The sequence below is a fragment of the Mycobacterium sp. 852002-51961_SCH5331710 genome (assembly GCF_001665535.1).
GTDB lineage: Bacteria > Actinomycetota > Actinomycetes > Mycobacteriales > Mycobacteriaceae > Mycobacterium.
Genome location: NZ_LZSQ01000128.1, coordinates 99,575 through 122,611, shown reverse-complemented (window position 1 = coordinate 122,611; position 23,037 = coordinate 99,575). Strand labels below are relative to the sequence as shown.

The 23,037-nt window shown below is 68.6% G+C and carries 16 protein-coding genes and 1 tRNA gene; 8 read left to right on the top strand and 9 right to left on the bottom strand.

Going from position 1 to position 23,037, the window contains the following annotated elements; all coding sequences use genetic code 11:
- Positions 1-635 precede the first annotated feature (635 nt).
- Positions 636-1,835 (bottom strand): phosphotransferase, encoded by a 1,200-nt coding sequence (locus tag A5752_RS25710; RefSeq protein ID WP_067091947.1) that lies wholly within the window; start codon positions 1,833-1,835, stop codon positions 636-638.
- A gap of 59 nt (positions 1,836-1,894) precedes the next feature.
- Here A5752_RS25710 and A5752_RS25705 point away from each other — a divergent pair, with 59 nt between their 5' ends.
- Complete coding sequence (locus A5752_RS25705) at positions 1,895-2,236, top strand: LIM domain-containing protein (protein WP_067091945.1); 342 nt, start codon at positions 1,895-1,897, stop codon at positions 2,234-2,236.
- Here the strand turns inward: A5752_RS25705 and A5752_RS25700 are convergent.
- Positions 2,233-2,613: an Rv2640c family ArsR-like transcriptional regulator gene (locus tag A5752_RS25700; protein WP_067091943.1), complete on the bottom strand. Its 381-nt coding sequence runs from the start codon at positions 2,611-2,613 to the stop codon at positions 2,233-2,235. The genes A5752_RS25705 and A5752_RS25700 overlap by 4 nt on opposite strands.
- 99 nt (positions 2,614-2,712) lie before the next feature.
- Between A5752_RS25700 and A5752_RS25695 the strand changes: the two genes are divergently transcribed.
- The gene (locus A5752_RS25695) at positions 2,713-3,141 is read left to right on the top strand and encodes an ArsI/CadI family heavy metal resistance metalloenzyme (protein WP_067091941.1); all 429 of its coding nucleotides are present in this window, start codon (positions 2,713-2,715) and stop codon (positions 3,139-3,141) included.
- Positions 3,142-3,159: 18 nt separating this feature from the next.
- On the opposite strand, the gene A5752_RS25690 is transcribed toward A5752_RS25695, so the two are convergent.
- Positions 3,160-4,503, bottom strand: coding sequence for a lipase family protein (locus A5752_RS25690; RefSeq protein ID WP_067091939.1), 1,344 nt, complete (start codon positions 4,501-4,503; stop codon positions 3,160-3,162).
- A 111-nt stretch (positions 4,504-4,614) separates the two neighbouring features.
- Positions 4,615-4,688: transfer RNA gene (locus A5752_RS25685), tRNA-Gly, on the bottom strand.
- A gap of 45 nt (positions 4,689-4,733) precedes the next feature.
- Between A5752_RS25685 and dcd the strand changes: the two genes are divergently transcribed.
- From dcd to A5752_RS25655, 6 genes are all read left to right on the top strand, one after another.
- A complete protein-coding gene (gene dcd, locus A5752_RS25680) occupies positions 4,734-5,306 on the top strand; it encodes a dCTP deaminase (RefSeq protein WP_067091937.1) in 573 nt (190 codons plus the stop codon).
- A 116-nt stretch (positions 5,307-5,422) separates the two neighbouring features.
- A complete protein-coding gene (locus tag A5752_RS25675; protein WP_067091935.1) occupies positions 5,423-6,739 on the top strand; it encodes an ammonium transporter in 1,317 nt (438 codons plus the stop codon).
- Between the two features lie 223 nt (positions 6,740-6,962).
- Entirely contained in the window at positions 6,963-8,585 is a 1,623-nt protein-coding gene (locus tag A5752_RS25670; RefSeq protein WP_067091933.1) for a DUF7159 family protein, read from the top strand.
- Positions 8,586-8,662: 77 nt separating this feature from the next.
- The gene (locus A5752_RS25665) at positions 8,663-9,997 is read left to right on the top strand and encodes a UDP-glucose dehydrogenase family protein (protein ID WP_067091931.1); all 1,335 of its coding nucleotides are present in this window, start codon (positions 8,663-8,665) and stop codon (positions 9,995-9,997) included.
- A gap of 46 nt (positions 9,998-10,043) precedes the next feature.
- Positions 10,044-11,354 (top strand): cytochrome P450, encoded by a 1,311-nt coding sequence (locus A5752_RS25660; RefSeq protein WP_231983521.1) that lies wholly within the window; start codon positions 10,044-10,046, stop codon positions 11,352-11,354.
- Positions 11,355-11,442: 88 nt separating this feature from the next.
- Positions 11,443-12,186 carry a maleylpyruvate isomerase family mycothiol-dependent enzyme gene (locus A5752_RS25655; RefSeq protein ID WP_067091929.1) on the top strand — a complete coding sequence of 248 codons (744 nt, stop codon included), beginning with the start codon at positions 11,443-11,445 and terminating at the stop codon, positions 12,184-12,186.
- Positions 12,187-12,201: 15 nt separating this feature from the next.
- Here the strand turns inward: A5752_RS25655 and A5752_RS25650 are convergent, their stop codons facing one another.
- The 5 genes from A5752_RS25650 to A5752_RS25630 all read right to left on the bottom strand — a co-directional run bounded on the left by A5752_RS25650 (position 12,202) and on the right by A5752_RS25630 (position 22,805).
- A complete protein-coding gene (locus A5752_RS25650) occupies positions 12,202-13,476 on the bottom strand; it encodes a pyridoxal phosphate-dependent aminotransferase (protein ID WP_067091927.1) in 1,275 nt (424 codons plus the stop codon).
- Between the two features lie 46 nt (positions 13,477-13,522).
- Positions 13,523-16,552, bottom strand: a complete 3,030-nt coding sequence (locus A5752_RS25645; RefSeq protein WP_067091925.1) for a (Fe-S)-binding protein — start codon at positions 16,550-16,552, stop codon at positions 13,523-13,525.
- Positions 16,553-16,689: 137 nt separating this feature from the next.
- Positions 16,690-18,381 (bottom strand): Hsp70 family protein, encoded by a 1,692-nt coding sequence (locus A5752_RS25640; RefSeq protein ID WP_067091923.1) that lies wholly within the window; start codon positions 18,379-18,381, stop codon positions 16,690-16,692.
- Between the two features lie 106 nt (positions 18,382-18,487).
- Positions 18,488-21,022 carry an isoniazid response ATPase/transcriptional regulator IniR gene (gene iniR / locus A5752_RS25635; RefSeq protein ID WP_067091921.1) on the bottom strand — a complete coding sequence of 845 codons (2,535 nt, stop codon included), beginning with the start codon at positions 21,020-21,022 and terminating at the stop codon, positions 18,488-18,490.
- Between the two features lie 4 nt (positions 21,023-21,026).
- On the bottom strand, positions 21,027-22,805 hold the full coding sequence (locus tag A5752_RS25630; RefSeq protein WP_067091973.1) for an Hsp70 family protein: 1,779 nt from the start codon (positions 22,803-22,805) through the stop codon (positions 21,027-21,029).
- Positions 22,806-23,037: the final 232 nt, after the last annotated feature.

Sequence of the window (23,037 nt, the reverse complement as noted above, 5' to 3'; positions counted from 1 at the left end):
CCCCGAGCCGGCGTACAGGTCGCGGACCGTTCGACTGGCCAGCACCGTTCGCATTCGCCGGTGTGAAGGCCTGCGCGGACCAGGATGCCGTGGCAAGGGCAGACTACAGATGCGCCGCAGACGAAGGCGAGGACTGCCGAGGCGACCTCGTCGTCGATCAACGAGTGCGGACCCTCGGGAAGCGCTTCGAATCGGGCGTCGGCCCTCGTTTCATCCGACCACCGAAGGAGGCCGGAACTGCCGGGACGGCCGTCAGCCGATCGTCACCATGGCGGGACGCACTTCCACGGGCTGTTGACGCACTTCCACGGGCTGTTGACGCACTTCCACGGGCTTTTGACCACTTTCCACGGCGTCCAGTGCGGCCTCCACGGTGACCAGTGAGGGGTGCCGTGCGGGCGCAGAGGTGCATTGAGGTCTGCCGCGCTCACCGATGCGGGGGCGGGGACGGTAGCTCCATTGTCTGCCTGGGCGGCACCGGCGCCCGTGACGCTGAGACCGGTGAGGGCCGCACCGAGGGTCACGACTTTCCAGGTGGCCGGTCGTTCCACTTTGATCTTCCCTTCGCTTCCCGTTCGTATTGCTTCCCCGGCCCACGTTCCAGTCTCGCGCGGAATGCTTTGAGCTGCAAACCCTTATTTCGCGTCGGCCAACCAATCCATGGCCACGTCCAGCAGCGTGAGAGTGTGCCGGGGCCACTGCGGGTGTTGCAGGCGAAACGGCCCCGTCGCCAGCCCGACCAGCGCCGCAGCCGTTCGCTGTCGTAGTGGCCGAGCCGGGAAGTGCCGCTCGGCGTGGGCGAGGATCGCGTCCGCGTATCGGGATGCCACGTCCCGGTTCGGATCGTCGAGCGCCAGCGCCGATAGGTGCGCCAGCAGCGTCGCCCACTCGTCGGACCGTTCTCCGGGCCCGGCGCTGTCGATGTCGAGAAGGGCTGTCACGACACCGTTGTCGGCGAACAGTTGCCCCTCATGGAAGTCGCCGTGGACGGGCACCAATTCCTCGCGCTCGATGTCGACCGAGTGCAGGGCGTCCACGACCTCGGTGAGCCGGGTCAGGACCGCGGGTTCGTCGGCGGCCGCTCGCCGCAGTGCGCCCGCGTGGTATTCGACCAGCTCCAGATGCGACGGTTCCCGGTCGAGGGTCATCAGATCGTCCGGCAGGGCGTTCATCACCGATTCCAGCGCCTCGGGTGAGGGAAGTGCGGCCTCACCATCGGCGATGAGGGCGTCCAGGGGAGTTCCCTGCGCTTCTTCCAGCACGAGCACGCCGTCCGCGGTCGAGGCGAGGACCCGAGGAACGGGCACATTGCGGCAGGCGATCGCGTGCCGACGACGGAGATCGTCCACCGCTGAGGGCCGCACGACTTTGACGAACCACCGCGAGTCTTCGTCGTGCACCTCGAGAACCGCGTGCCGCGACGGCAGGTACCGCAGTGGCCGGATGTCGAGAGTCGACGACTCGCTCAGCCCGGACTCGCGAAACAGCTCGGCCAGCAGGGTGGGGGTGCTGGCCGTCGGTAGTGCGGGTAGCGCGGGATCGCGGGGCCAGGCCCAGATGCCGACCTCGACCGGCTCGCCGCGGTACTCACCCGCGACGACAGCAGCACCGGCCGGGATCCGCTTTCCCGTTGTGGCGCCGAGGAATTCCGTCGTGAGGGTGCTGTCGGCACGGCGCACGTCCGCCACGTACGTCACGATCGCGGCTCCGGACGGGTCGACGTTGACCTCCGCTGGGCGCAGGTCTTCGAGTTGGCAGTCGTATTCGGCGACCGCGGCGGCGAGCACGTTCGACCCTTCCGGACCAAGCAGGAGATCGAGCGCCGCACTAGCCACTCACTCGAGGTTAATCCGTCCTGATCGGCACTGCCTCCCGCGTAGACGGGATCGCGGAGTTGACGGTCTACGCTGCGCAACCGGTTCGGGAGTTCACGGACCTGCTGCTCGACGAATGGGATCGCCAGTTTCGCGAGCACGGATACTCGCTGGCGCAGTTCGATTCATGTAAGAGACAGCTAGCCCAAACCGTCGTCGACGCGCCGCCGCCCGATGACACGACCGTCTATTTCGGTGGGTACCAGAAGTGGTCCGAGTTGAAGCGGGAAGAGTCCGCCTGGTTGGACCGACTCGGCGACGAATCGGACCTCGACGTCGACGTCTTGATCGCTCTCTGTGACCGCACACTGAATGCTGCCCACACGGATTTGCGCGGCGGCTACGGCGCCGATCACGACTAGGTGGTTTCTTCCACCCATCCGGTGCAGCAGTTTGGATCGAGCACGAGGCACAGCGCGCCGAGGGCGCCTCGATGCGGTCGGTGGTAGACGTTCATCCCGCGCCTGACCGACTCCACAAGTCCCGCACGCCGAAGCTGGCCGAGGTGGTGGCTGACCGTCGACTCCGTAAGCCCGAGGGCCTTAGCGAGATCGCCGCTGTTCTCTTCGCCCTCGTCGGAACCGAACAGATGCGACACGATCTTCACCCGCGCCGGGTCGGCGAGCGCCTTCAGTCGAAGCGCCACCTGCAGCGCGTCCTCGTCGCTCATCGGACCAGCGGCAACAGGTGCGCAGCACACGGGCGCGGAGATGTCGACGGTGGGCAAGGCCTTGGGCATGACTCGAGTATGCCAGCTTCTTGACATTTATCAAAAAGGTGGAGCAGTATGGGCAGCACACCAATTCGATATATGTCTCACAGGTAGGAGGACCGAATAATGTCCCGTATCCAATTGGCCCTCAACGTCGATGATCTCGACGACGCCGTCGGCTTCTACTCGAAGCTGTTCGACGCGCAGCCAGCCAAGGTGAGGGAGGGCTACGCCAACTTCACCATCGCGGAACCGCCGCTCAAACTGGTTCTTCTGGAAAATCCCGGTCGGGGAGGCACCATCAATCACCTCGGTGTCGAGGTCGAAACCAGCGAGAAAGTGCACGCTGAAATCGCACGCCTGTCAGAGGAAGGACTCGTCACCGACGAGGAAATCGGCACGACGTGTTGCTTCGCCAAACAAGACAAGGTGTGGGTAACCGGCCCAGCCGGGGAGAAGTGGGAGGTCTACACAGTGCTGGCCGACTCCGAGACGTTCGGCGTCAGTCCACGACGTCCCGATGCTGATGCCGACACCGCGGCTTCCTGCTGCTGACCCGACCACAAATCGGCGTTAGCGAGCATCCGTGGTCGATAGCGGTTGGCGCTGGACGGACCGCCCGAGAATCACCTTGGCCGTGATGACGCCCATCTTGGCCATTCCCAGGTACGTCGACGGGTTGAACAACGTCGGCCACATTGTGCGAGTTTTGTTTTCATCGACCGGCCGATCGGTGAATCGATCGCGCAGCCACCGCAGCGTCATGGGCGCCGACAGTGGGTGCAACAGCAGATGACCGCAGAACCCGTCTCGGTGATACGTCACCGCCGCGCCGATGCGTTCGTACTCAGCCACCAACACATCGATGTCGTCGACGCTGATGATTCCGTCGTGCACCGCCTGTACGACCAGGACGGGAGGCTTGGGCTTGGACTTGCCGAGCTTCGTCTCGTCGAAGATGTGACGCACCTCGGGCAGGTCCCACAATTCGTCGGCCGTCATGTCCACGTACGACCCGATGTCGACATTGCGTAACCGCCAGACTGCCTCGGCCGTCGTCATTGTCTTCAACCTGTCGAGCAACGCCTTACCCTCGGCGGTCGCATGCTCGTTCACGACACTTCGCGCGCCGGGAAAGACTTCCGTCAGAGCGGAGATCATCAGCGCGGCGAGACCGGCGAAGAAGCTGCCGTTGAGGCGGCGCGCGACACTGCCCGGGTCGCCGACGGGCGAGCCGAGAACGGCGCCGACGATGTTGAGTTCCGGTGCGTATCGATCGCACAGTTCGGCTGCCCACGCCGATGCCAAGCCTCCTCCTGAGTATCCCCAGAGGCCCGTCGGCGCTGACGGCGACAATCCCAGTCGCTCGTACCCCGTCGCCGCTCGCAGCCCGTCCAGAATGCGGTAGCCGGGCTCGACGGGAGCGCCCCACATGCCATGGCAGCCTTCATGATCCGGTACGCACACCGCCCAGCCTTCGGCCAGCGCGGCGATCACCAACAGGTACTCGGCTTGGACGAACGCGCCGATCGGTCGGGCGCCTTGCCGCATGGCGTATGACGGGAAACAGCGCGACGCCACGGCGTCGATCGCGCACTGATACGACAGGACCGCGCAGTCGACGGAGGACGCGCGCTGCGCCGGCACGAACACGGTCGTCACGGCGACTTCCGGTTCTTCGTGCAGATTTGTCGTGCGATACAGCAGTTGAGTGGCTTTCACCCGTTGGCCGATCAGACCGAGGAACCCGATCTCCACATCGCGCGATCGCAACACCGTGCCTGGTTCGGCTTGCTCGTAGCCCTGTGGAGCTCGGTAGAAGGGATCGTCGTCGGGCGAAATAGGGCGTTCGCCGCGGCGCAGCCCGTCGTGTGGCGGGTTCGTGAAGCTCCCTGGCGTGGCGTATCGGGTGTCCATCGGGTGGCGACCTCTCGCTTATCGCTGACGGCGCGCACCTACGACGCCTGGAGAAGGCATTACCCGCGGTACCGATTGATCAACCCTGCCCGCGCCGGAGGGTGGTTTTCGTGGAGCCGGTGACGGGAATCGAACCCGCGTTCTCAGCTTGGGAAGCTGATGTTCTGCCATTGAACTACACCGGCCTGTTTGAGCACGAAGGCTAACATCCGAGCGGCTACGCTCGTCGGGTGCTGCTCTCCGACCGCGACATCCGCGCCGAGATCGCCGCCGAGCGACTGGGCCTCGATCCCTTCGACGACTCGCTGGTCCAACCGTCCAGCATCGACGTCCGGCTCGACAATCTCTTCCGCGTCTTCAACAACACCCGCTACACCCACATCGACCCGGCCAAGCAGCAGGACGAGCTGACCACCCTCGTCCAGTCCGAGCCGGGCGAGCCGTTCGTTCTGCACCCCGGCGAGTTCGTGCTCGGCTCGACGCTCGAACTGTGTACCCTGCCCGACGACCTCGCCGGCCGGTTGGAGGGCAAGTCGTCGCTGGGGCGTCTGGGGCTGTTGACGCACTCCACGGCGGGCTTCATCGATCCGGGCTTCTCCGGACACATCACGCTCGAGCTGTCCAACGTGGCGAACCTGCCGATCACACTGTGGCCCGGGATGAAGATCGGTCAGCTCTGCCTTCTCCGGCTGACCAGCCCCGCCGAGCATCCCTACGGCAGCGCGCGGGCCGGGTCGAAGTACCAGGGGCAACGGGGTCCGACTCCGTCGCGGTCGTACCAGAACTTCATCAAGGCGACCTGACTGCGTCGTCGTGAGCACTCGGTAACTCGGCCGAAACACGAAACATTCCAGAAACACGCACGCCCCGCGGCTGAAACGTCCGGCCTGAAAGCTCATCCCGACCGGGAGGAGCCCCCATGGACGCGATCGATCCAGCCGCGACGGCCTGGCTACTGGCGGCGACGGCGATGGTGCTGTTGATGACGCCCGGCCTGGCGATATTCTACGGCGGCATGGTCCGCACCACCGGTGTGCTCAACATGATCATGATGTGCTTCATCTCGATCCCGTTGTGCACGGTCGCGTGGCTGTTGGCCGGTTACAGCGTGGCCTTCTCCGACGACGCGGGTGGGGGTCTCTTCGGCAACCTGCGCCACATCGGGATGCTCGGCATCAATCCGACGACCCTGCACGGCAACGTCCCCGAGCTGCTGTTCGCCACGTTCCAACTCACCTTCGCGATCGTCACGGCCGCGCTCGTCAGCGGCGCGATCGCCGACCGGGCCCGGTTCGCCGCGTGGATGGTGTTCGTCCCGGTGTGGACCGTGGCGGTGTATGCGGTGGTGGCGCATTGGGTGTGGGGTCCGGGCGGCTGGCTGTTCGACCTCGGAGTGCTGGATTACGCCGGCGGGCTGGTCGTCGAAATCGTCTCGGGCGCATCGGCTTTGGCGCTGGCGCTGGTGCTCGGGCCGCGCATCGGTTTCAAGAAGGACGCCATGCGCCCGCACAACCTGCCGTTCGTGTTGCTCGGTGCGGGCCTGCTCTGGTTCGGCTGGTTCGGGTTCAACGCCGGTTCGGCGCTGGGCGCCAACGGGACCGCGGCCGCGGTGTTCCTCAACACCCTGGTGGCCGGTTGTCTGGGCATGCTCGGCTGGATCACCGTCGAGCGAATTCGCGACGGCAAACCCACCACGTTCGGCGCCGCCTCCGGTGTGGTGGCCGGGCTGGTCGCCATCACACCGTCGTGCGGGACGGTCAACACCCTCGGCGCGTTCATCGTGGGCACCGCCGCGGGCGTGGTGTGCTCGTTCGCGGTCGGCCTGAAATTCCGGTGGGGGTATGACGACTCGCTCGACGTGGTCGGTGTGCACTTCGTCGGCGGCGTCGTCGGTGTGCTGCTGATCGGACTGATCGCCACCGAGGTGATGACCGCGGGCCCGTCGGGCCTGCTCTACGGCGGCGGGCTGACGCAGCTCGGAAAGCAGTCGTTGGCGGTGGTGGTCGTGGCCCTCTATGCGTTCGCCGCCTCCTACCTCATCGCCAAGGTGATCGATCGGGTGATGGGATTCCGGGTCAGCGCCGAAGACGAGACCACCGGCGTCGACTTCACCCAGCACGCGGAGACCGCGTACGCGGAAGGCGTGCACGGTCACGTGCCCACCCGGCGGACGTCGCTGGGCGCCCTCGGAGATCCGGACAATGCGTCGCGGATGGAGACCAACGCCGCCGATTGAACGCACCCGAGCCGTTGCTCGTTGACGCGAGTAGGGTCTAGATACCGGCGCCGGCATCCCCGTGCCGCATATCGAGCTGGCCGCGGCTGATCGTTCTCAGCAAATGCGGGTTCGGGCGTAACACCCGTCCTGGTGGGGACGATTAAGTACTAGTCGGTGGCTTGTGTGGCGAGCGGGGTCGATCGGCGGACTAGACGTTATAGCAAACTTTTTTGGAGGGGCAGTGGACATCGTACTGGGTGTGTCCATGACACCTGTGACGGTCCGCATGGTGCTGGTGGAAGGCGAGAAGGGCGACGGGGCCACCGTCGACCACGACGTCTTCGATGTCAGCGGGAGCGACGGTTCAGCAACGTCGGGTGCCGCCGCCCAAGTGGTCGACGCCGTACTCGGCACGAAGGAGAGCGCCGAAGCGGGCGGTCACGATCTCAAGGCCATCGGCGTCACCTGGAGCGACCACGCCGAGGCCTCGCAACTGCGCGACGCGCTCGCTGCGCGCGACATCGACGACGTCATGCTCGTCTCCGACGGACACGCGGCCGGCGCGCTGGCCCAGGCCGTCGGGCGCGCGGTCGGCTATGACACCACCGCGCTGCTCTTCATCGATCGCGACACCGCCACGCTGTCGGTCGTACAGACCGACGACGGGTCCGTGGTCAAGGTGCTCAGCAGCAGCCTGCACAGCCAGGACGCGATGGCCGTGCTCGCGGACATGGCCGCCGCCGTCGACGCCCAGGACGACCCGCCGCAGGGCATGTTCGTCGTCGGCTCGGGTGTGGACGTCAGCTCGGTGAAGAGCCATCTCGAGCATCTGGTCAGCCTGCCGGTGCACGCCCCCGACGAGCCCGAGATGGCGCTCGCCCGCGGTGCGGCCCTTGCCGCGGCCAATGCGCCGGCAATGGAGGCGTCCACCGTCGGGCTCGCCTACTCGCAAGACCCCGACGGCACCACCGCGGGTTCGGTTTACGCCGGGCTCGCCGCGGCGGAAACACAGTTGGCCCCCGTGGGCGGTGACGGCGCCTACGTCGGCGGCGCCGAGCCCGGGACCGGCCTGACGCCCGCGGCCGGCGACGACCGCAAGCCGTTCCTGCTCGTCGGCAGCGCGATGGCGTCGATCTTCGTCGTCGGCGTTGTGGCGCTGGTGATTTCGTTGGCGGTGAGCATCCGGCCCACGGCCGATCAGCGACCGAGTCCGGGCCAGAGCGCGATTGTTCCCAGCACCGTCGCGCCGGCACCGTCGCCCGCACCTGCGCAGCAGGCGCAGCCGGCTCAGGCGCCGCCGCCGCCTCCGCAGGCCGAGACCATCAAGGCGCCCGTGCCGGTGGTCCAGCAGCAGCCTGCGCCGCAAGCGCCGCGGACCGTCTACGTCGAGTCCCCGCCTCCGGCGCCCGCAGCGCCTGCGCCCGCCCCTCCGCCCGCGGCACCGCCACCCGCGCCCGCACCCGTCGCGCCCGCGCCGGTGGTTCCGGCCCCGGTTCCGGTGTACGTCCCGCCGGCGGTGGCACCACCGCAGTACTATCCGCGACCGCAGAACCCGTGGAATCCTCCGTGGTCGCCGCCGCGATCGGTATGGACACCGCCGAAGCCCCCGTCGTGGACGCCGCCGTGGCGCGACGAGCCCGAGGCGCCGCAGCTGCCCAAGCCTCAGGTCCCGCCGTGGCAGAACGGTCCAGGTGGCGGTCCCGGATCCGGCAGCCATTCCGGCAGCGGATCCAGCGGCTATCCCGGCAGCGGATCGGGCCGATATCCCGGCAGTGGGTCGAGCGACAGCGGTTCCCGGGGCAGGGGCGGCTCGTCTGGTCATGACGGGGTGTCCATCTGTGTGTTGAACATCTGCGCCGGCTAGCGACTTGTAACCTGCCGTTGGCCCGGCGCTCAGTGTCGCGTAGCCGTTAGCTCATTCGGGCTGCATATCAAAGCGGTATGCGGTGCACCGTTTTCGGGACGGGTTATCTGGGAGCCACCCACGCGGCGGGAATGGCCGAGCTGGGTCACGAGGTCCTCGGCGTCGACATCGACGCCGGTAAGGTTGCCAAACTCGCCTCCGGTGAGATCCCGTTCTACGAACCCGGGCTGCGAAAGCTGTTGAACGACAACATCGCCGCCGGCCGACTGGCATTCACCACCGACTACGACGCGGGCGCCGAATTCGCCGACCTGCACTTCCTCGCCGTCGGGACGCCGCAGAAGAAAGGGGAGTACGCCGCCGATCTGCGCCACGTCCACGCCGTCGTCGACAGGCTGGTTCCGCGCTTGAACCGGCCGGCGGTCATCGTCGGCAAGTCGACCGTGCCTGTCGGCACCGCCGCCGAACTCCGGGGCCGGGTGCGTGGGCTGGCGCCGGGTGTGAACGTCGAGATCGCCTGGAACCCCGAATTCCTCCGGGAAGGCTTCGCCGTACAGGACACCTTGCATCCGGATCGGATCGTGCTTGGCGTGCAACGGGATTCGAGTGCCGCCGAGGCGTCGATCCGCGAACTGTACGCCCCTCTGCTGGCCCGGCAGGTTCCTCTTCTGGTCACCGACCTGCAAACCGCCGAATTGGTGAAGGTGTCCGCCAACGCGTTCCTGGCCACCAAGATCTCGTTCATCAATGCGATCTCCGAGGTGTGCGAGGCCGTCGACGCCGACGTGACGTTGCTCGCCGACGCCCTGGGGCACGACCCGCGGATCGGCCGCCGCTTTCTGAACGCGGGATTGGGTTTCGGGGGCGGCTGCCTGCCCAAGGACATTCGCGCCTTCATGGCCCGCGCCGGTGAACTCGGCGCCAACCATGCGTTGACGTTCCTCAGCGAGGTGGACGCGATCAACATGCGTCGGCGCAGCAGGATGGTGGAATTGGCGACCGTCGCGTGCGGCGGATCGCTGCTGGGCGCGAACATCGCCGTGCTCGGCGCCGCGTTCAAACCCGAGTCCGACGACGTGCGTGACTCGCCGGCGCTCAACGTGGCCGGGATGCTGCAACTCAACGGGGCGACCGTCAACGTCTACGACCCGAAGGCGATGGAGAACTCCCGACGCCAGTTCCCGACGCTGAACTATTCGACGTCGGTGTCCGAGGCGTGTGAACGGGCCGACGCCGTGCTGGTCCTCACGGAGTGGCGCGAATTCGTCGAGTTGGATCCGGCCGGGCTCGCCGGTTCCGTACGCGCGAAAGTTGTTGTCGACGGGCGCAATTGCCTCGACGCGGACCGGTGGATGCGGGCGGGCTGGCGGTTTCACTGCCTGGGGAGGGGCGCGGCGGCGCACAGTCGGTAGGCTCGGCCGCGTGGAACCGATTCGTCCGGGTCGGCCGGGTGGACCGATCCGCCACCGGATCCGATGGCTGGCGGTGCACGGCTTCGTGCGCGGCGCCTCGACGTTGCTCGCCCGCCGCGGCGATCCGCAGGGGCGGATGATCGCCGATCCGACGGTGCGCGCGGACCCGGTGGCGTTCGCCGAGGAACTGCGCGCCCGGGGACCGCTGGTCGAGGCCGCGATCGTGCACCTGACCGTCGACCACGGGATCGCCAGCGACTTGTTGCGGTCCGAGGATTTCGAGGTGCTGCCGATCGGCTCGAATCTGCCCAAGCCGGTGCAGTGGGTGGCCAACCGCACCAAGACCGATCTGCTGCATCCGCTCGAACCTCCGTCGATGCTGGCGGTCGAACCGCCCCAGCACACGCGGTACCGCAAGCTGGTGTCGTCGGTGTTCACCGCCAGAGCAGTGTCCGCGCTGCGGGAGCGGGTGCAGGAGACCGCCGAATCGCTGCTCGACGAACTCGCCGACGCCGGAACCGTCGACATCGTCGACCGCTACTGCGCTCAACTGCCGGTCGCGGTGATCGGTGACATCCTGGGCGTGCCCGACGGGGACCGGGCCAAGGTCCTGGAGTTCGGCGAGCGCGGTGCGGCAAGCCTCGACATCGGCCTGACCTGGCCGCAGTACCGCACGGTCTATCGCAGCGTCGTGGGCTTCAACGAGTGGCTGTCGGGACACCTCGAAGGGCTGCGGCGCAACCCGGGCGACGACCTGATGAGCCAGCTGATCGCGGCGTCCGACGAAGGCGCCCGGCTCAACCAGCAGGAGCTGATGGCGACAGCCGGCCTCGTGCTCGCCGCCGGATTCGAGACGACGGTCAACCTGCTGGGCAACGGCATCCGGATGCTGCTCGACCGCCCGGAGCACCTCGAGACCCTGGCGCAGCGACCCGAACTGTGGCCTACCGCGGTGGAAGAGATCCTGCGCCTGGAACCGCCGGTGCAGCTGACGGCGCGCAGGGCGACGAAAGACACCGAGATCGCGGGTCAGCCGATTCCCCGCGGCAGGGCCGTGATCGTCTACATCGTCGGCGCCAACCGCGATCCCAACGTCTTCGACGACCCCGACCGCCTGGACCTCGAGCGCGGCAACGCCGGCCGACACCTGTCGTTCTCCGGTGGCAGGCACTTCTGCCTCGGGGCGGCGCTGGCCCGCGCCGAGGGCGAGGTCGGCCTGCGGGCATTCTTCGAGCGATTCCCCGAGGCGCGGCTGGCCGGTGCGGGCAGCCGACGCGAAACGCGGGTGCTGCGGGGGTGGGCGTCGCTGCCGATCACGTTGGGAACCGCGCGCTCTCAACTCAGTTCACCGTCCTGACCGGGCCTGTTCTGTCGGAACCGGACACGCGGAAACGAGATCGGCTCGAACGGGGGTCTCGGCGTCCAGTTTTGAGTACGTTCGGGGCGTGGATTTCCGAGCCGCGCTGCTCGACCAGACCCGCGAATTCGGGGAACTGATCCGCAGTGCCGACCCCTCAACGCCGGTGCCGACCTGTCCCGACTGGACGCTCAAACAGCTCTTCCGCCACGTGGGCCGCGGAAACCGGTGGGCGGCACAGATCATCGCCGAGCGCCGGATGTCCGCGCTGGATCCGCGCGAGGTGCGCGACGGTAAGCCACCCGACGAGCCCGAGGGTGCCGCTGACTGGTTCAACCAGGGTGCGCAGCTGGTGGTCGACGCGGTCGAACGGGCCGGTGCGGCGACCAGGGTGTGGACCTTCCGCGGCCCGCGCCCGGCGGGCTGGTGGATCCGGCGTCGGCTGCACGAGGTGACCGTGCACCACGCCGACGCGGCCCTGGCGCTCGGGGCCGACTACGCCCCACCGGCGGAGCTCGCCGCCGACGCGATCAGCGAATGGGTCGAGCTGATGGTCGCCGCAGGCCCGCCACCGGCGCTGGACCCCGGCAGGAGCATCCACATGCACGCCACCGACGACGGGCTCGGGCCCACGGGCGAGTGGACCATCGTCCACGACGAGCTGGGCGTCTCGTGGTCGCACGACCACAGCAAGGCCGACGCCGCACTGCGCGGCACCGCGACCGACCTGCTCCTGGCGATCACTCGCAGGCGCACGGCCGCAGACCTCGGCATCGAGGTGTTCGGCGACGCCGCGGTGTGGGAGGCGTGGTTGGAGCACACCGGGTTCTAGTCCGGTCGCGTGCCCCTACTGCCGGTAGCTCGCCAGGAAGTTGCCCAGCCGTTCGATCGCGTTGGCCAGGTCGCGGGCCCACGGCAGCGTCACGATCCGCAGGTGATCCGGCGTCGGCCAGTTGAACCCGGTGCCCTGGGTGACGAGGATCTTCTCCTGCAGCAGCAGGTCCAGCACCAGCTGTTCGTCGTCGGCGATGTCGTAGACCTCGGGGTCCAGGCGGGGGAAGGCGTAAAGGGCGCCTTGGGGTTTCACGCACGACACCCCAGGGATCTCGTTGAGCATCTGCCAGGCCACATCGCGCTGCTCGAGCAGCCGACCACCCGGCAGCACCAGCTCGTCGATGCTCTGATGCCCGCCGAGCGCGACCTGAATCGCGTGTTGCGCAGGCACATTCGGGCACAACCGCATGTTTGCGAGCAGGCTGATGCCCTCGATGAAGCTCGCGGCATTCTCCTTGGGGCCGGTGATCACGAGCCAGCCCGACCGGTAACCGGCCACCCGGTAGGCCTTCGACAATCCGTTGAAGGTCAATGTCAGTACGTCGGGGGCCACCGACGCCATCGCGATGTGCTCGGCGTCGTCGTAGAGGATCTTGTCGTAGATCTCGTCGGCGAGCAGCATCAGCTGGTGCTTACGCGCCAAATCCGCTATCTGCGTGAGGACTTCGCGCGTATACACCGCGCCGGTCGGGTTGTTCGGATTGATCACGACGATCGCCTTGGTGCGTTCGGTGATCTTCGATTCCAGGTCGGCGATGTCGGGCATCCAACCCTGCGTCTCGTCGCACAGGTAGTGCACCGGGGTGCCGCCGGCCAACGACGTGCACGCGGTCCACAACGGATAGTCCGGCGCAGGGATCAGCACCTGATCGCCGTTGTCCAGCAATGCCTGCAACGTCATCTGGATCAACTCGGAGGCGCCGTTGCCGAGATAGACGTCCTCGACGTCGAATCTCGGGAACCCCTCGACGAGTTCGTAACGGGTGAACACCGCGCGACGGGCCGGCATGATGCCCTTGGAGTCGGAGTAGCCCTGCGCATAGGGCAGCGCCTGGATGATGTCGCGCATGATCACATCCGGCGCCTCGAAGCCGAACGGCGCGGGATTGCCGATGTTCAGCTTCAGGATGCGGTGCCCCTCGGCCTCCAGCCGGGACGCGTGCTCGTGCACCGGTCCGCGGATCTCGTACAGGACGTCCTGCAGCTTCGACGACTGCGTGAACGTGCGCGGCCGCGGTCCGTGTCCGGCGGCATGGATCGGCACGTGGTGGGTGGTCACGACCTCCATGCTCTCATTTCTGTCCAGCGATTAACCAAAATCGCCGGTCAACGGCTCAGCGCTTACCCGGAGGGCGTGCTCCTCTGGCGATCCCGAGACCCTTCACCGGCGGCGCTTCCGGCTTGTCGCCGTCGCCGCTCTCGGAAGGCTCAGGGGCAGCGCTGGATTCGCCATCGGCCTGTGGCTCCGGTTGGGCGGCAGCCGGTTTCGGCTGGGCGGGCGCGGCAGACTTCTTGGCACCCGGCCTGCGGGCGCCAGGCGCGATGCCGAGTCCCTTGACCTCGGGCTCGGGCTTGGCCTCCAGGCCCCGGTCCGAGTCGGCGGTGTCGGTCTTGGCGCCCGGTGCCGCCTTGTCCGGGTCGACGTTCGGCGGCTGCGTGACCGTCGCCTCGCCCTCGTTCGGTGACGCCGGCTGGGCCTTCTTCTTCGCGCCCGGACGCTTGGCGCCTGCCGCGAGGCCGAGTCCCTTGACCTCCGGCTCCGGCGTCGCGGCGGCTTCCGGCTTGGCCTCCGCCTCTGCGGGTGCCGACTGTGCAGCGGGTGCTGTCTTCTTGGCGCCGGGCCGCTTGGCCCCCGCAGCGATGCCGAGCCCCTTCGCGGGAGGCGCTGCCGCAGCGGGCTTTTCGTCGGCCGCGGGCGCGGCCTTCTTGGCACCCGGGCGCTTGGCGCCGCCGGCGATTCCGAGACCCGTGACGGGCTTCGTCTCCGTCGCTGTCGCTGTCGCGGCCTCGGGCTCCGGTTCGGCCTGCGGCTCGGACTCGGCCGGGGCCTCCTTTGCAGGCGCTTCGGCGGCCAGCTTGGCCGCGCGCTCCTCGGCCTCCTTGGCGGCGGTGCCCTTCTCCGGCAGCGTGATGGTGCTCTTGTCCAGCGAGCCCAGCAGCAGCTGCGCCACGTCCAGAACCTCGGCCTTCTCGACCTCACGGGCGGCGGAGACCTCATCGACGCCGTCGGTGATCATCACGCGGCAGAACGGGCAACCGGTCGCGATCGTCGAGGCGGTGTCCATCGCCTCCTCGGTGCGCTCGGTGTTGACGCGTTTACCGATGTGCTCTTCCATCCACATCCGCGCGCCACCGGCGCCGCAGCACAGCCCGCGGTCGGCGTGGCGCGGCATCTCGGTGAGCTTCGCACCGGAGGCGCCGATCAGCTCACGCGGCGCCGAGTACTCCTTGTTGTGGCGTCCCAGGTAGCACGGATCGTGGTAGGTGATCTCCGTACCGCCGTCGGCCGGGGTGACGGGGATGAGCTTCTTGTCGCGCACCAGCCGGTTCAACAGCTGCGTGTGGTGCAACACCGTGAAGTTTCCGCCGACCTGCGGATATTCGCGGCCCAGCGTATTGAAGCAGTGCGGGCAGGTGACAACGATCTTGCGGTCGACATGCTCGACGCCCTCGAACAGCTCGTTGAGCGTCTCGACGTTCTGCGCGGCCAGCTGCTGGAACAGGAACTCGTTGCCGGAGCGGCGGGCCGAGTCGCCGTTGCAGGTCTCGCCCTCACCGAGCACCAGGTACTTGACGCCCGCGGCGGCCAGCAGCTCGGCGACGGCCTTGGTGGTCTTCTTTGCGCGGTCCTCGTAGGCGCCGGCGCATCCCACCCAGAACAGGTATTCGTAACCGTCGAACGACTCGACGTCCTGGCCGTACACCGGCACGTCGAAGTCGACCTCGTCGATCCAGTTCGTGCGGTCCTTGGCGTTCTGGCCCCACGGATTGCCTTTGGTCTCCAGGTTCTTGAACAGCACGCCGAGTTCACCGGGGAACTCGGACTCCATCATCACCTGGTAGCGGCGCATGTCGACGATGTGATCGATGTGCTCGATGTCGACCGGGCACTGCTCGACGCAGGCACCGCACGTCGTGCAGGACCACAGCACGTCGGGGTCGATCACGCCGCCCTGCTCCTCGGTGCCGACCAGCGGCCGGGTCGCCTGCTCCGGGCCCGATCCCAGGATCCGTTCGAAGCCGGACTCGGGAACGTGCTCGTGCGAATGCTTCTCGGATTCCTTCTCGCCGCGCAGTTCCTCACCGAGGCCGCCTTCGGGCGTGTTCTCCAGCGGCGATTCCTTGTCGCCGAGGATGTAAGGCGCCTTGGCGAACAGGTGGTCGCGCAGGTTCATGATCACGAGCTTGGGCGACAGCGGCTTACCGGTGTTCCACGCCGGGCACTGCGATTGGCACCGACCGCATTCGGTGCACGTGGTCATGTCGAGGTAGGCCTTCCACGTGAAGTCCTCGATCTTGCCGCGGCCCAGCACCGCGTCCTCCGGCGGATCCTCGAAGTCGATGCGCTTGCCGTCGTACTCGACCGGCAGCAGCGGGCCGAGCCCGTTGGGCATCCGCTTGAAGGTGACGTTGATGGGCGCCAGGCCGATGTGCAGGTGCTTGGAGTGCAGCACGATCAGCAGGAAGATCAGCATCACCGCGATGTGCAGCAGCAGCGCGATGGTCTCGATCCATTCGTTCGCGGGCTCACCCAGCGGATGCAGGGCCCAGCCCATGAACTGGGAGAAGAAGGCTCCGTTGCCGTAGGGCAGCGCGCCGGTGTTCACCGCGGCCCCGCGCACCAGCGCGTAGGTCCAGATGACGTTGAAGATCATGAACAGGATCAGCCAGGCGCCGCCGGTGTGCGAGCCGTAGAAGCGGGAGTCGCGGCCGTGCTGCTTGGGCTCCTGCATCACGCGGATGATCGCGAACGTGATGATGCCGAGCAGCACCGCGACGGCGAAGAAGTCCTGCAGGAAACCGAGCACGTCCCAGCGGCCGATGATCGGGATGTGGAAGTCGTGGTCGAACAGCAGGCCGTACGCCTCGAGGTAGACCGACGCCAGGATGAAGAAGCCCCACATCGTGAAGAAGTGGGCGAGGCCGGGCAGCGACCACTTGAGCAGCCGTGTTTGCCCGAAGACCTCTTCGACCTGCGTGGTGATGCGCTTGCCGAGGTTGTCCTTGCGGTTGTTCTCCGGGCTGGTGGGCGCGCCGGAGCGGATCAACGTCGTGAGCCACAGCACGCGTTTGGCGGCGAAGACCAGCACAAGGGCCGTCAGCCCCAGTCCGACGACGAGCCTGATCAGCATCTGCGTGTCCACCGCGCGCCTCCCGTTCTCAAGTTACCCAAGAGTAACTTATCGTAAGTTACCCGTCGGTAACTTAACTCAGGGCCTGCTCAAGCCCGGGGGTCATAGTTGCATCTCCAAGGGAAACACCGCTACGAAGGTTGTCCTAACTACGCACCGTCGGTCGGGCTGGACTCGTCGGGCACGGTGTCGGTACCCGTTTGATCGCCGCTCGAATCCGTGTCGGCGGGATCCGGATCGGCGTCCGGAGCGCCGTTTCCGGGCCCGGGGTCGATCGGCGGTGGATCGGCCGACGGCGGGGTCTGCGGCTCGGGCGACGGGTCGGTCTCCGGTTCCGGCGACGGTGGGGCCTCGGGCTCGGTCGACGGGGGAGTGGTCGTCGTCGGAGGCACGGTCGGGGGTTGCGGGCTCGGGGCCGCCTGTGTGGCCGGCGCCTGGCGCGCGCTTCGCTGTGGGGGCGCCGATGACCGCTGCGCCGGTTGCACCACGATCGTGGTGAGTTGAGGGGCCTGCGGCGCCGGGGGTGCTGGAGTGGGAGCCGGCGCCGCAGGCGCGGGGGGTGGTGCGACAGTGCTGGTCGCCGCCTCCACCGGGGTCACGGTGTCGTCGCGCAGCTGCATCACGACGAACAGCCCGGTCGTGATCGCCGCGGCGGCGGCTGCGAGGCCGAACAGGACGAGCGGGGACCGCCGCGGCGGCGCCTCGTCCTGCCAGTCCTCGCGGTGAAAGACGAGATCGGGGCGGGATTCGATGGCGGGAAGGGGCGCGTCGTCCTGGTCGTCCTGGGACCAGGCAAGCGCGCCGAACGCGCTCGACGGCGGTCCGTCAATGCGGACGGTCGCTTCCTCGACCCCTGCGGGTGTCAGGGTCGTCGCGGGTTCGACGACGCGTCGGCGCTGTGCGATCAGGGCGGCGCCGCCGGCCGCAGCCAACTGAGGTTGCGGGGTGGTCACCACGGGCGCGCGCAGATGTTCGGACAGCTTCTGGGTGAGCATCGGAATGCGTGCTCCGCCGCCGACGGTCGCCACCGCCGTGACCGCGGCCGCGGGGACGCCGTAGCGATCGAGAGTGTCGTCCACGACCGCCAGGAAGTCGGCGACCGGATGCTGCATCAGCTGCTCGAGCTCGGCGCGGGTGACGCGGATCTCCGCGCGGTATCCGGGCACGTCGACCGGGATGGCGGTCGCGGTGTGCGCTGATAACCGTTCCTTGGCGGCGCGGCATTCGTTGCGCAGCCGCGTCAGCGAGCCGACGACCGCGGTGCCCGATGGATCGGTGTCGGAGGGCAGCGCCGTCATCACGTGGGTCAGGAGTGCCTGGTCAACGAGATCGCCCGACAGGTCTGCGAACCGTACGGTCTCGCCGACCACCCCGTGGCCCGAGGAGGCGTTGGCCAGCGTGATGCTGGTTCCGGTACCGCCGAAGTCGCAGAGCACCACGACGCCGCGGGAGGGCAGGCCAGGCTCCGCGTTCAAGGTCGCCAGGGCCGCGGTGGCGTCGGTGATGACCGGCACGCCGTCACGCAGGACCTGGCGCACGGAGTCGGCGACCGATGGCCGCCAGTGCGCGGGAACCGCCACCGCCATGTCCGTTTCGTCGTTGTGGCCGAGCCTCCGCAAGGCTTCAGCGAGGAGCCGCTCGGGTCGATGGGACGAACCGTCGGGGGCTATGAGCGGAACGGGATCGCTGATGCGGTCGACGAATCCGGTGAGCCGTTGCCCGCCGACCGTCAGCTCGGAGGGTCTGATCACCGCGGCGTGCCCGTCGCGGGTCGCGGTGAGGTTGGTCGCGCCGACCGAAACACCCAGCGGCCGGTCCGGAGATGCCTGGTGACTGATCATGCGATGACGCTATGGCGCTGCGCCGATGTGCGAATCCGGCGGCGATCCCGTCGTCGGCGGGCCCGGTTAGGGGATCTCCGTTAGGGGATGGCGACGGGTTGGGGGATCACGACTGCGGCGCCAGCATCGCCCGCAGCATCGACAACATCTCGGACCGGGACTCCGCGCCGAGACGGCGGCGGATCCGGGCGACATGGTGCTCGACCGTCTTCGCCGATATGAACAGCTGCGCACCGATGTCGCGGTACGGCATGCCGAGCAGGAGCAGTTCGGCGACCTCACGCTCGCGGTCGGACAGTCGCGACGACACGGGGCGCGCCGCACCGGCCCGTGTGGCCTCGGGCGCGGCGGGCTGCTCGGCGCCGGGAGCCTCATCCAGTGCGACGGCCTGCTTCAGGTCGCGCGCGAGCTGAAGCATCGCACCCGACACGCGGCCGTCGGGGGCCTGCAGCGCGGCCTGACCGGCGAGCCGGGTGGCATCCCAGGTGAGGCCGACCTGCGCGAGCAGCCGCGCGGCGGTGGTGACCTCGTCGGTCTCGACGTGGTTCGCCAACACCCGCAACCACGTGCGGCCGGCGGTGGCCAGCGTCCTGGCGAAGGGGCTGCGACCGGCCGCCGCCGTCAGCGCCTGGCCGTGCGGTGCGACCGCGTCGGGAGCGTTGGCCAAGATGCCGGCGTGCACACCCGCCCAGTGCAGCGGGGCCGACCACAAGACGGGATCGCCGAGTGCGCCGAGCAGAGCGAAGGCCTCGTCGATGGTGTGGCGCAGCCGGTCGATCTGGTGCATCCGAGCGGCGGCCACCCACAGTTCGCCGAGCGGCAGTAGAGAGAAGAGGTCCATCGAGTATTCGGCCAGTACCTCCACCGCCGAATACCAGTGCTTCTGCATGGCGCCGGTGTCGCCGCTGCGCCGGGCGATCGCGGTCTGCAGTGCGGCCGCCCACAGTGCGTCGCGGCGATGCAGCGGGGCGGTGTCGGCGTCGGCGCCGGCGATCGCGACGTCGGACGTCGCCGCAGACAGCTGTCCGTCCTGCATGCGCACCCAGCCCAGCAGCAGCCGATGCCTGCGGGCGACGAAAAGCGCGGCCTCCGAACCGTCGTCGAGGCCGGTGCGCACGGCGCGGCCGATAACGCTGCGTGCCCGCACCGGATCGCCGCCGTGCAGTGCGGCCAGGGTCACCAGCGCTGCCGGCGTGTCAGGAGCGACGCCGGTGGTGGCCTGGTCGGTGGTGATCGCCTGGCCCAGCCGGGCGACGGCGGCGGGGTAGGGAGCGTCCAGCGACATCAGCAGCCCGTCGGCGAGGCTGCGCGCGGCGCGCGCCGTGGAGGTCGGCGGCCCACCGCTCTCGACGGACAACGCCGCCCGCGCGGCGGACAGGTCACCGGCGGCGATCGACACCACGGCGCCCGCAGCGCTGATGAACGCGTCCGGATACGGCCCCAGCCAGCGGAACAGGTCCGCGGCCTGGGCGGCGCTGCCGTCATGGACCGCGATGCTGGCGGCGATCCGGACCGCGGCGGCCTTTTCGGCGGCATCGTCGGAGCCGAGCAGTTGATCGGTGAGCCGGCCCGCGGTGCCGCAGTCGCCGGTCAATGCCAGCGCGTCGGCCAGCTGTGAACTCAGCGCGGTCGCCCCCGCATCGACGGCGCCGCGGTAAAGCCTTGCCGCCCTGGCGGGTTGGTTGTGGCTGCGTGCCGCCATGTCGGCCAGCGCGTTGGCCAGGCGATCGTCGCGCAAGCCGTGCTCGGCCATCTGCAACGCCAGTTCCGCCGACAGCGTCGACGATTCGAGCTGCGACACCAGAAGTGACACCTCGGTGTCGTGATGCCGTGCGGCGCCGAGGATCTGCGCGATACACCGGTGCAGTGTGCGTAAGAAGGCCCGGCTGTGAGACGGCTCGATGAGGCCGGCGGCGCGGGCACGATCGACCAGTGCGTGCGCCTGCTCGGCGCCGATCCGCAACGCCGCCGCGACGTCATCCGGACCGAGCTCTCTGCTCAGCGATGTCATCAGAAGCGTGTCCAGTAACGCATCGTCGAGGCGGCGGAGCCGTTCGATCATCGCGTACTTGACCGCGTGCAGGATGGCCGTTGCGGGCGCCTCGCCCTCCGGAGCCACGGCGGCAGCGATCGCCGGTTGAAGCAGGAACGGCAGCCCGGCCGTCGCGACGACCAGTGACCGCACCATATCGGACGGTGGTGTGCCGCCGAGCTTTTCGGTGACGAGGGCGGCGACGTCGGCCGGGCCCAGCGACCCCAGGACGACGACCGGGTTCTCGCGCTCGACCGCCGTGGACAGGGCACGCATGGCAGGCCGGTGTGCCACCGGCTCACTGCTGACGATGACCGTCGACTCCGGGTCGGACACTCGATCCGTGAGCTGGTCGAGGACGTCGTCGTCGAGCAGCTGCACGTCGTCGATGACCACCGCGGCATGCTCGCCGGCACGCGGGGCGCGGGTGAGCACCGGCACGCCCGCGGCCCGCAGCGCGGTCCGGACGGCGGCCAGCACCGAGGTCTTACCCGTACCGACGCCACCCGAGACGAGAAGTTTGACCGGCTCGGTCGGTGCGGCCGCGAGCCTCGCGACCGCTTCGCGTGCGGGCGGCGGGATTTCGGTCCGCGGGTCCGACGCGGTCATGGCGCTACGGCTCGTCCTCGGCGGGGATGTCCGGCAGCGGTTCCACCGACGTGGTCGGCGGCTCCGTGGTCGTCGGCGGCTGGGTGGTCGTGGGCTGGGTGGTCGTAGGACGCGTCGTCGTGGTGGTCGGCGGGGTGGTGGTCGTGGTCGTGGTGGTCGTCGTTGTCGTCGTAGTCGTGGTGCTCGGCGTCGTCGTGGTGGTCGTGGTCTCGGGAGGAGGCGGCGGCGGAATCACGCTCGTGGTCGCACGGCCGTCGTCTCCGGTGACCGTGACCGTCTGGGGCGCAACCGAAGTCGTCTGCTCCGGGGAGGGCCCGGTCTCGACCGTCGTCGCGGTCTCGGTGACCGGAGAGCTGTCACCGCTCGTGCTCGTCAGCGTGACCGCGAGCCCGCCGGCGGCCAGCAGGGCCGCGGCGGCCGCCGCGCCGAACAGCACCACCGGGCGGCGGTACCACGCCAGCGGCGCGGGCTCCGGCTCGTACTGCTCTTCCTCATGGGCGAATTCCATCCCCGGTCGCGCGCCGGTTGCGCCCGCTTCGAAGGTGTAGTCCTCGCCGGCGTACCGGACCGGCTCATCGGCGGGGGAGTCGTCCTGCGACCACGCCAGAGCGCGGAACGTCGCCGAGGCGGCCCCGTCGGCGGCCGACTCAGAAGCCGCGACGCCGGCGGCACCTGCGGCCCATGCGGCCGCGGCCATGCTCGTCGGCGCCATGCCGGTAGGGGCTTCCGCGGCGGACGCCATCCCCGTTGCCGCTCCGGCGGCGTCGGCGATCAGAGCCGCTCCCGCGGCGACGTTGAGCTGCGACTGCGGCGTGGTGATGACGGGCGCGCGCAGACGGGTCGACAGCTGCTGAGTGACCATCGGGATGTTCGCGCCGCCGCCGACGGTTGCGACGGCCGAGACGTTCGCTGTCGGAATGTTGTTGCGCTGCAACGCTTCCTGGACGGCGTTGAGCACACCGTCGAGGGGTTCGCTGATCAGCTGCTCCAATTCGGTGCGGGTCACCCGCACGTCGGAGGTGAACCCGGGCAGATCGGCGTGTACGACCGCTGCGGTGTCGGCGGACAGCTGTTCCTTGGCCACGCGAGCCTCGTTGCGCAACCGGGCCAGCGAGCTGACGGCGGCGGTACCCGCCGGATCGGCGTCGTTTGCCGCCGCGATTCCCGCGACGACGTGGTTGAGCAGGAGCTGATCGATCTGGTCGCCGGAGAACTCCGGGTAGCGCACCGTCTCCCCGACCGGAGCGAAGTCGGCACCGGCGTCGGCCAGGCTGATGCTGGTGCCGCTGCCGCCGAAATCGCACAGCACCACGACACCGCTCGACGGCAGTCCGGGCGCGGCCTGCAGTGCGGCGAGCGCCGCCGCCGAATCGGGCACCAGCGTGGGCGCCACCCCGCCAGGAGCCAGGCCGGGTGCGGCACGCAGGGCGCCCCGCAGCGCACCCGTCGCCGCGGCGCCCCAATGCGCGGGCACCGCGATCACGACTGGCGATCCGCCGCCGACCGTACGGGCCATCGCGTCGAGGGCTTCGGCCAGCACCTGTTCTCCGCGATGCGGTGAACCGTCGGCCGCAACCAACGGCACCGGGTCGCCGACTCGTTCGACGAAGCCGCTCAGCACCATCCCCGGTTGGTTCAGGTTCGGGTTCTCGGCCGGTACGCCGACCTCCGGCGGGCGATCGTCGAAGACCGTGAGAATGGATCGCCGCATGACCGGGGGACGGCCGACCCGGGCCGCCACCAAGTTGGTCGAACCGATCGACAACCCGAGTGAGTCGCTCATCTCCACCTCTGTATTTGGGTCAATTCGGACCCGGCCATCACGATAGCGGCTGGACCTCTCCGAATTCGGGACCTGCCCCTAGTGGGAGGAAATCCCCTAACGGCTCGTCCCCTAACGACCCGGCCGAGCAGGTGGGTTTGACACCGATCACGGGGGCCGCCGCCGTCGATAGCATCGTGGCAAGCCGCTTGGCTAGGTCATGTCTCTAGCCACTTATATCTGTTTGAGGGAG

Bases quoted from the DNA above. Each gene is read 5' to 3' on its own strand.
- A5752_RS25700 (WP_067091943.1), bottom strand. From the start codon at position 2,613: ATGCCCAAGGCCTTGCCCACCGTCGACATCTCCGCGCCCGTGTGCTGC.
- A5752_RS25695 (WP_067091941.1), top strand. From the start codon at position 2,713: ATGTCCCGTATCCAATTGGCCCTCAACGTCGATGATCTCGACGACGCC.
- A5752_RS25690 (WP_067091939.1), bottom strand. From the start codon at position 4,503: ATGGACACCCGATACGCCACGCCAGGGAGCTTCACGAACCCGCCACAC.
- A5752_RS25675 (WP_067091935.1), top strand. From the start codon at position 5,423: ATGGACGCGATCGATCCAGCCGCGACGGCCTGGCTACTGGCGGCGACG.
- A5752_RS25665 (WP_067091931.1), top strand. From the start codon at position 8,663: ATGCGGTGCACCGTTTTCGGGACGGGTTATCTGGGAGCCACCCACGCG.
- A5752_RS25650 (WP_067091927.1), bottom strand. From the start codon at position 13,476: ATGGAGGTCGTGACCACCCACCACGTGCCGATCCATGCCGCCGGACAC.
- A5752_RS25640 (WP_067091923.1), bottom strand. From the start codon at position 18,381: ATGATCAGTCACCAGGCATCTCCGGACCGGCCGCTGGGTGTTTCGGTC.
- iniR (WP_067091921.1), bottom strand. From the start codon at position 21,022: ATGACCGCGTCGGACCCGCGGACCGAAATCCCGCCGCCCGCACGCGAA.
- A5752_RS25630 (WP_067091973.1), bottom strand. From the start codon at position 22,805: ATGAGCGACTCACTCGGGTTGTCGATCGGTTCGACCAACTTGGTGGCG.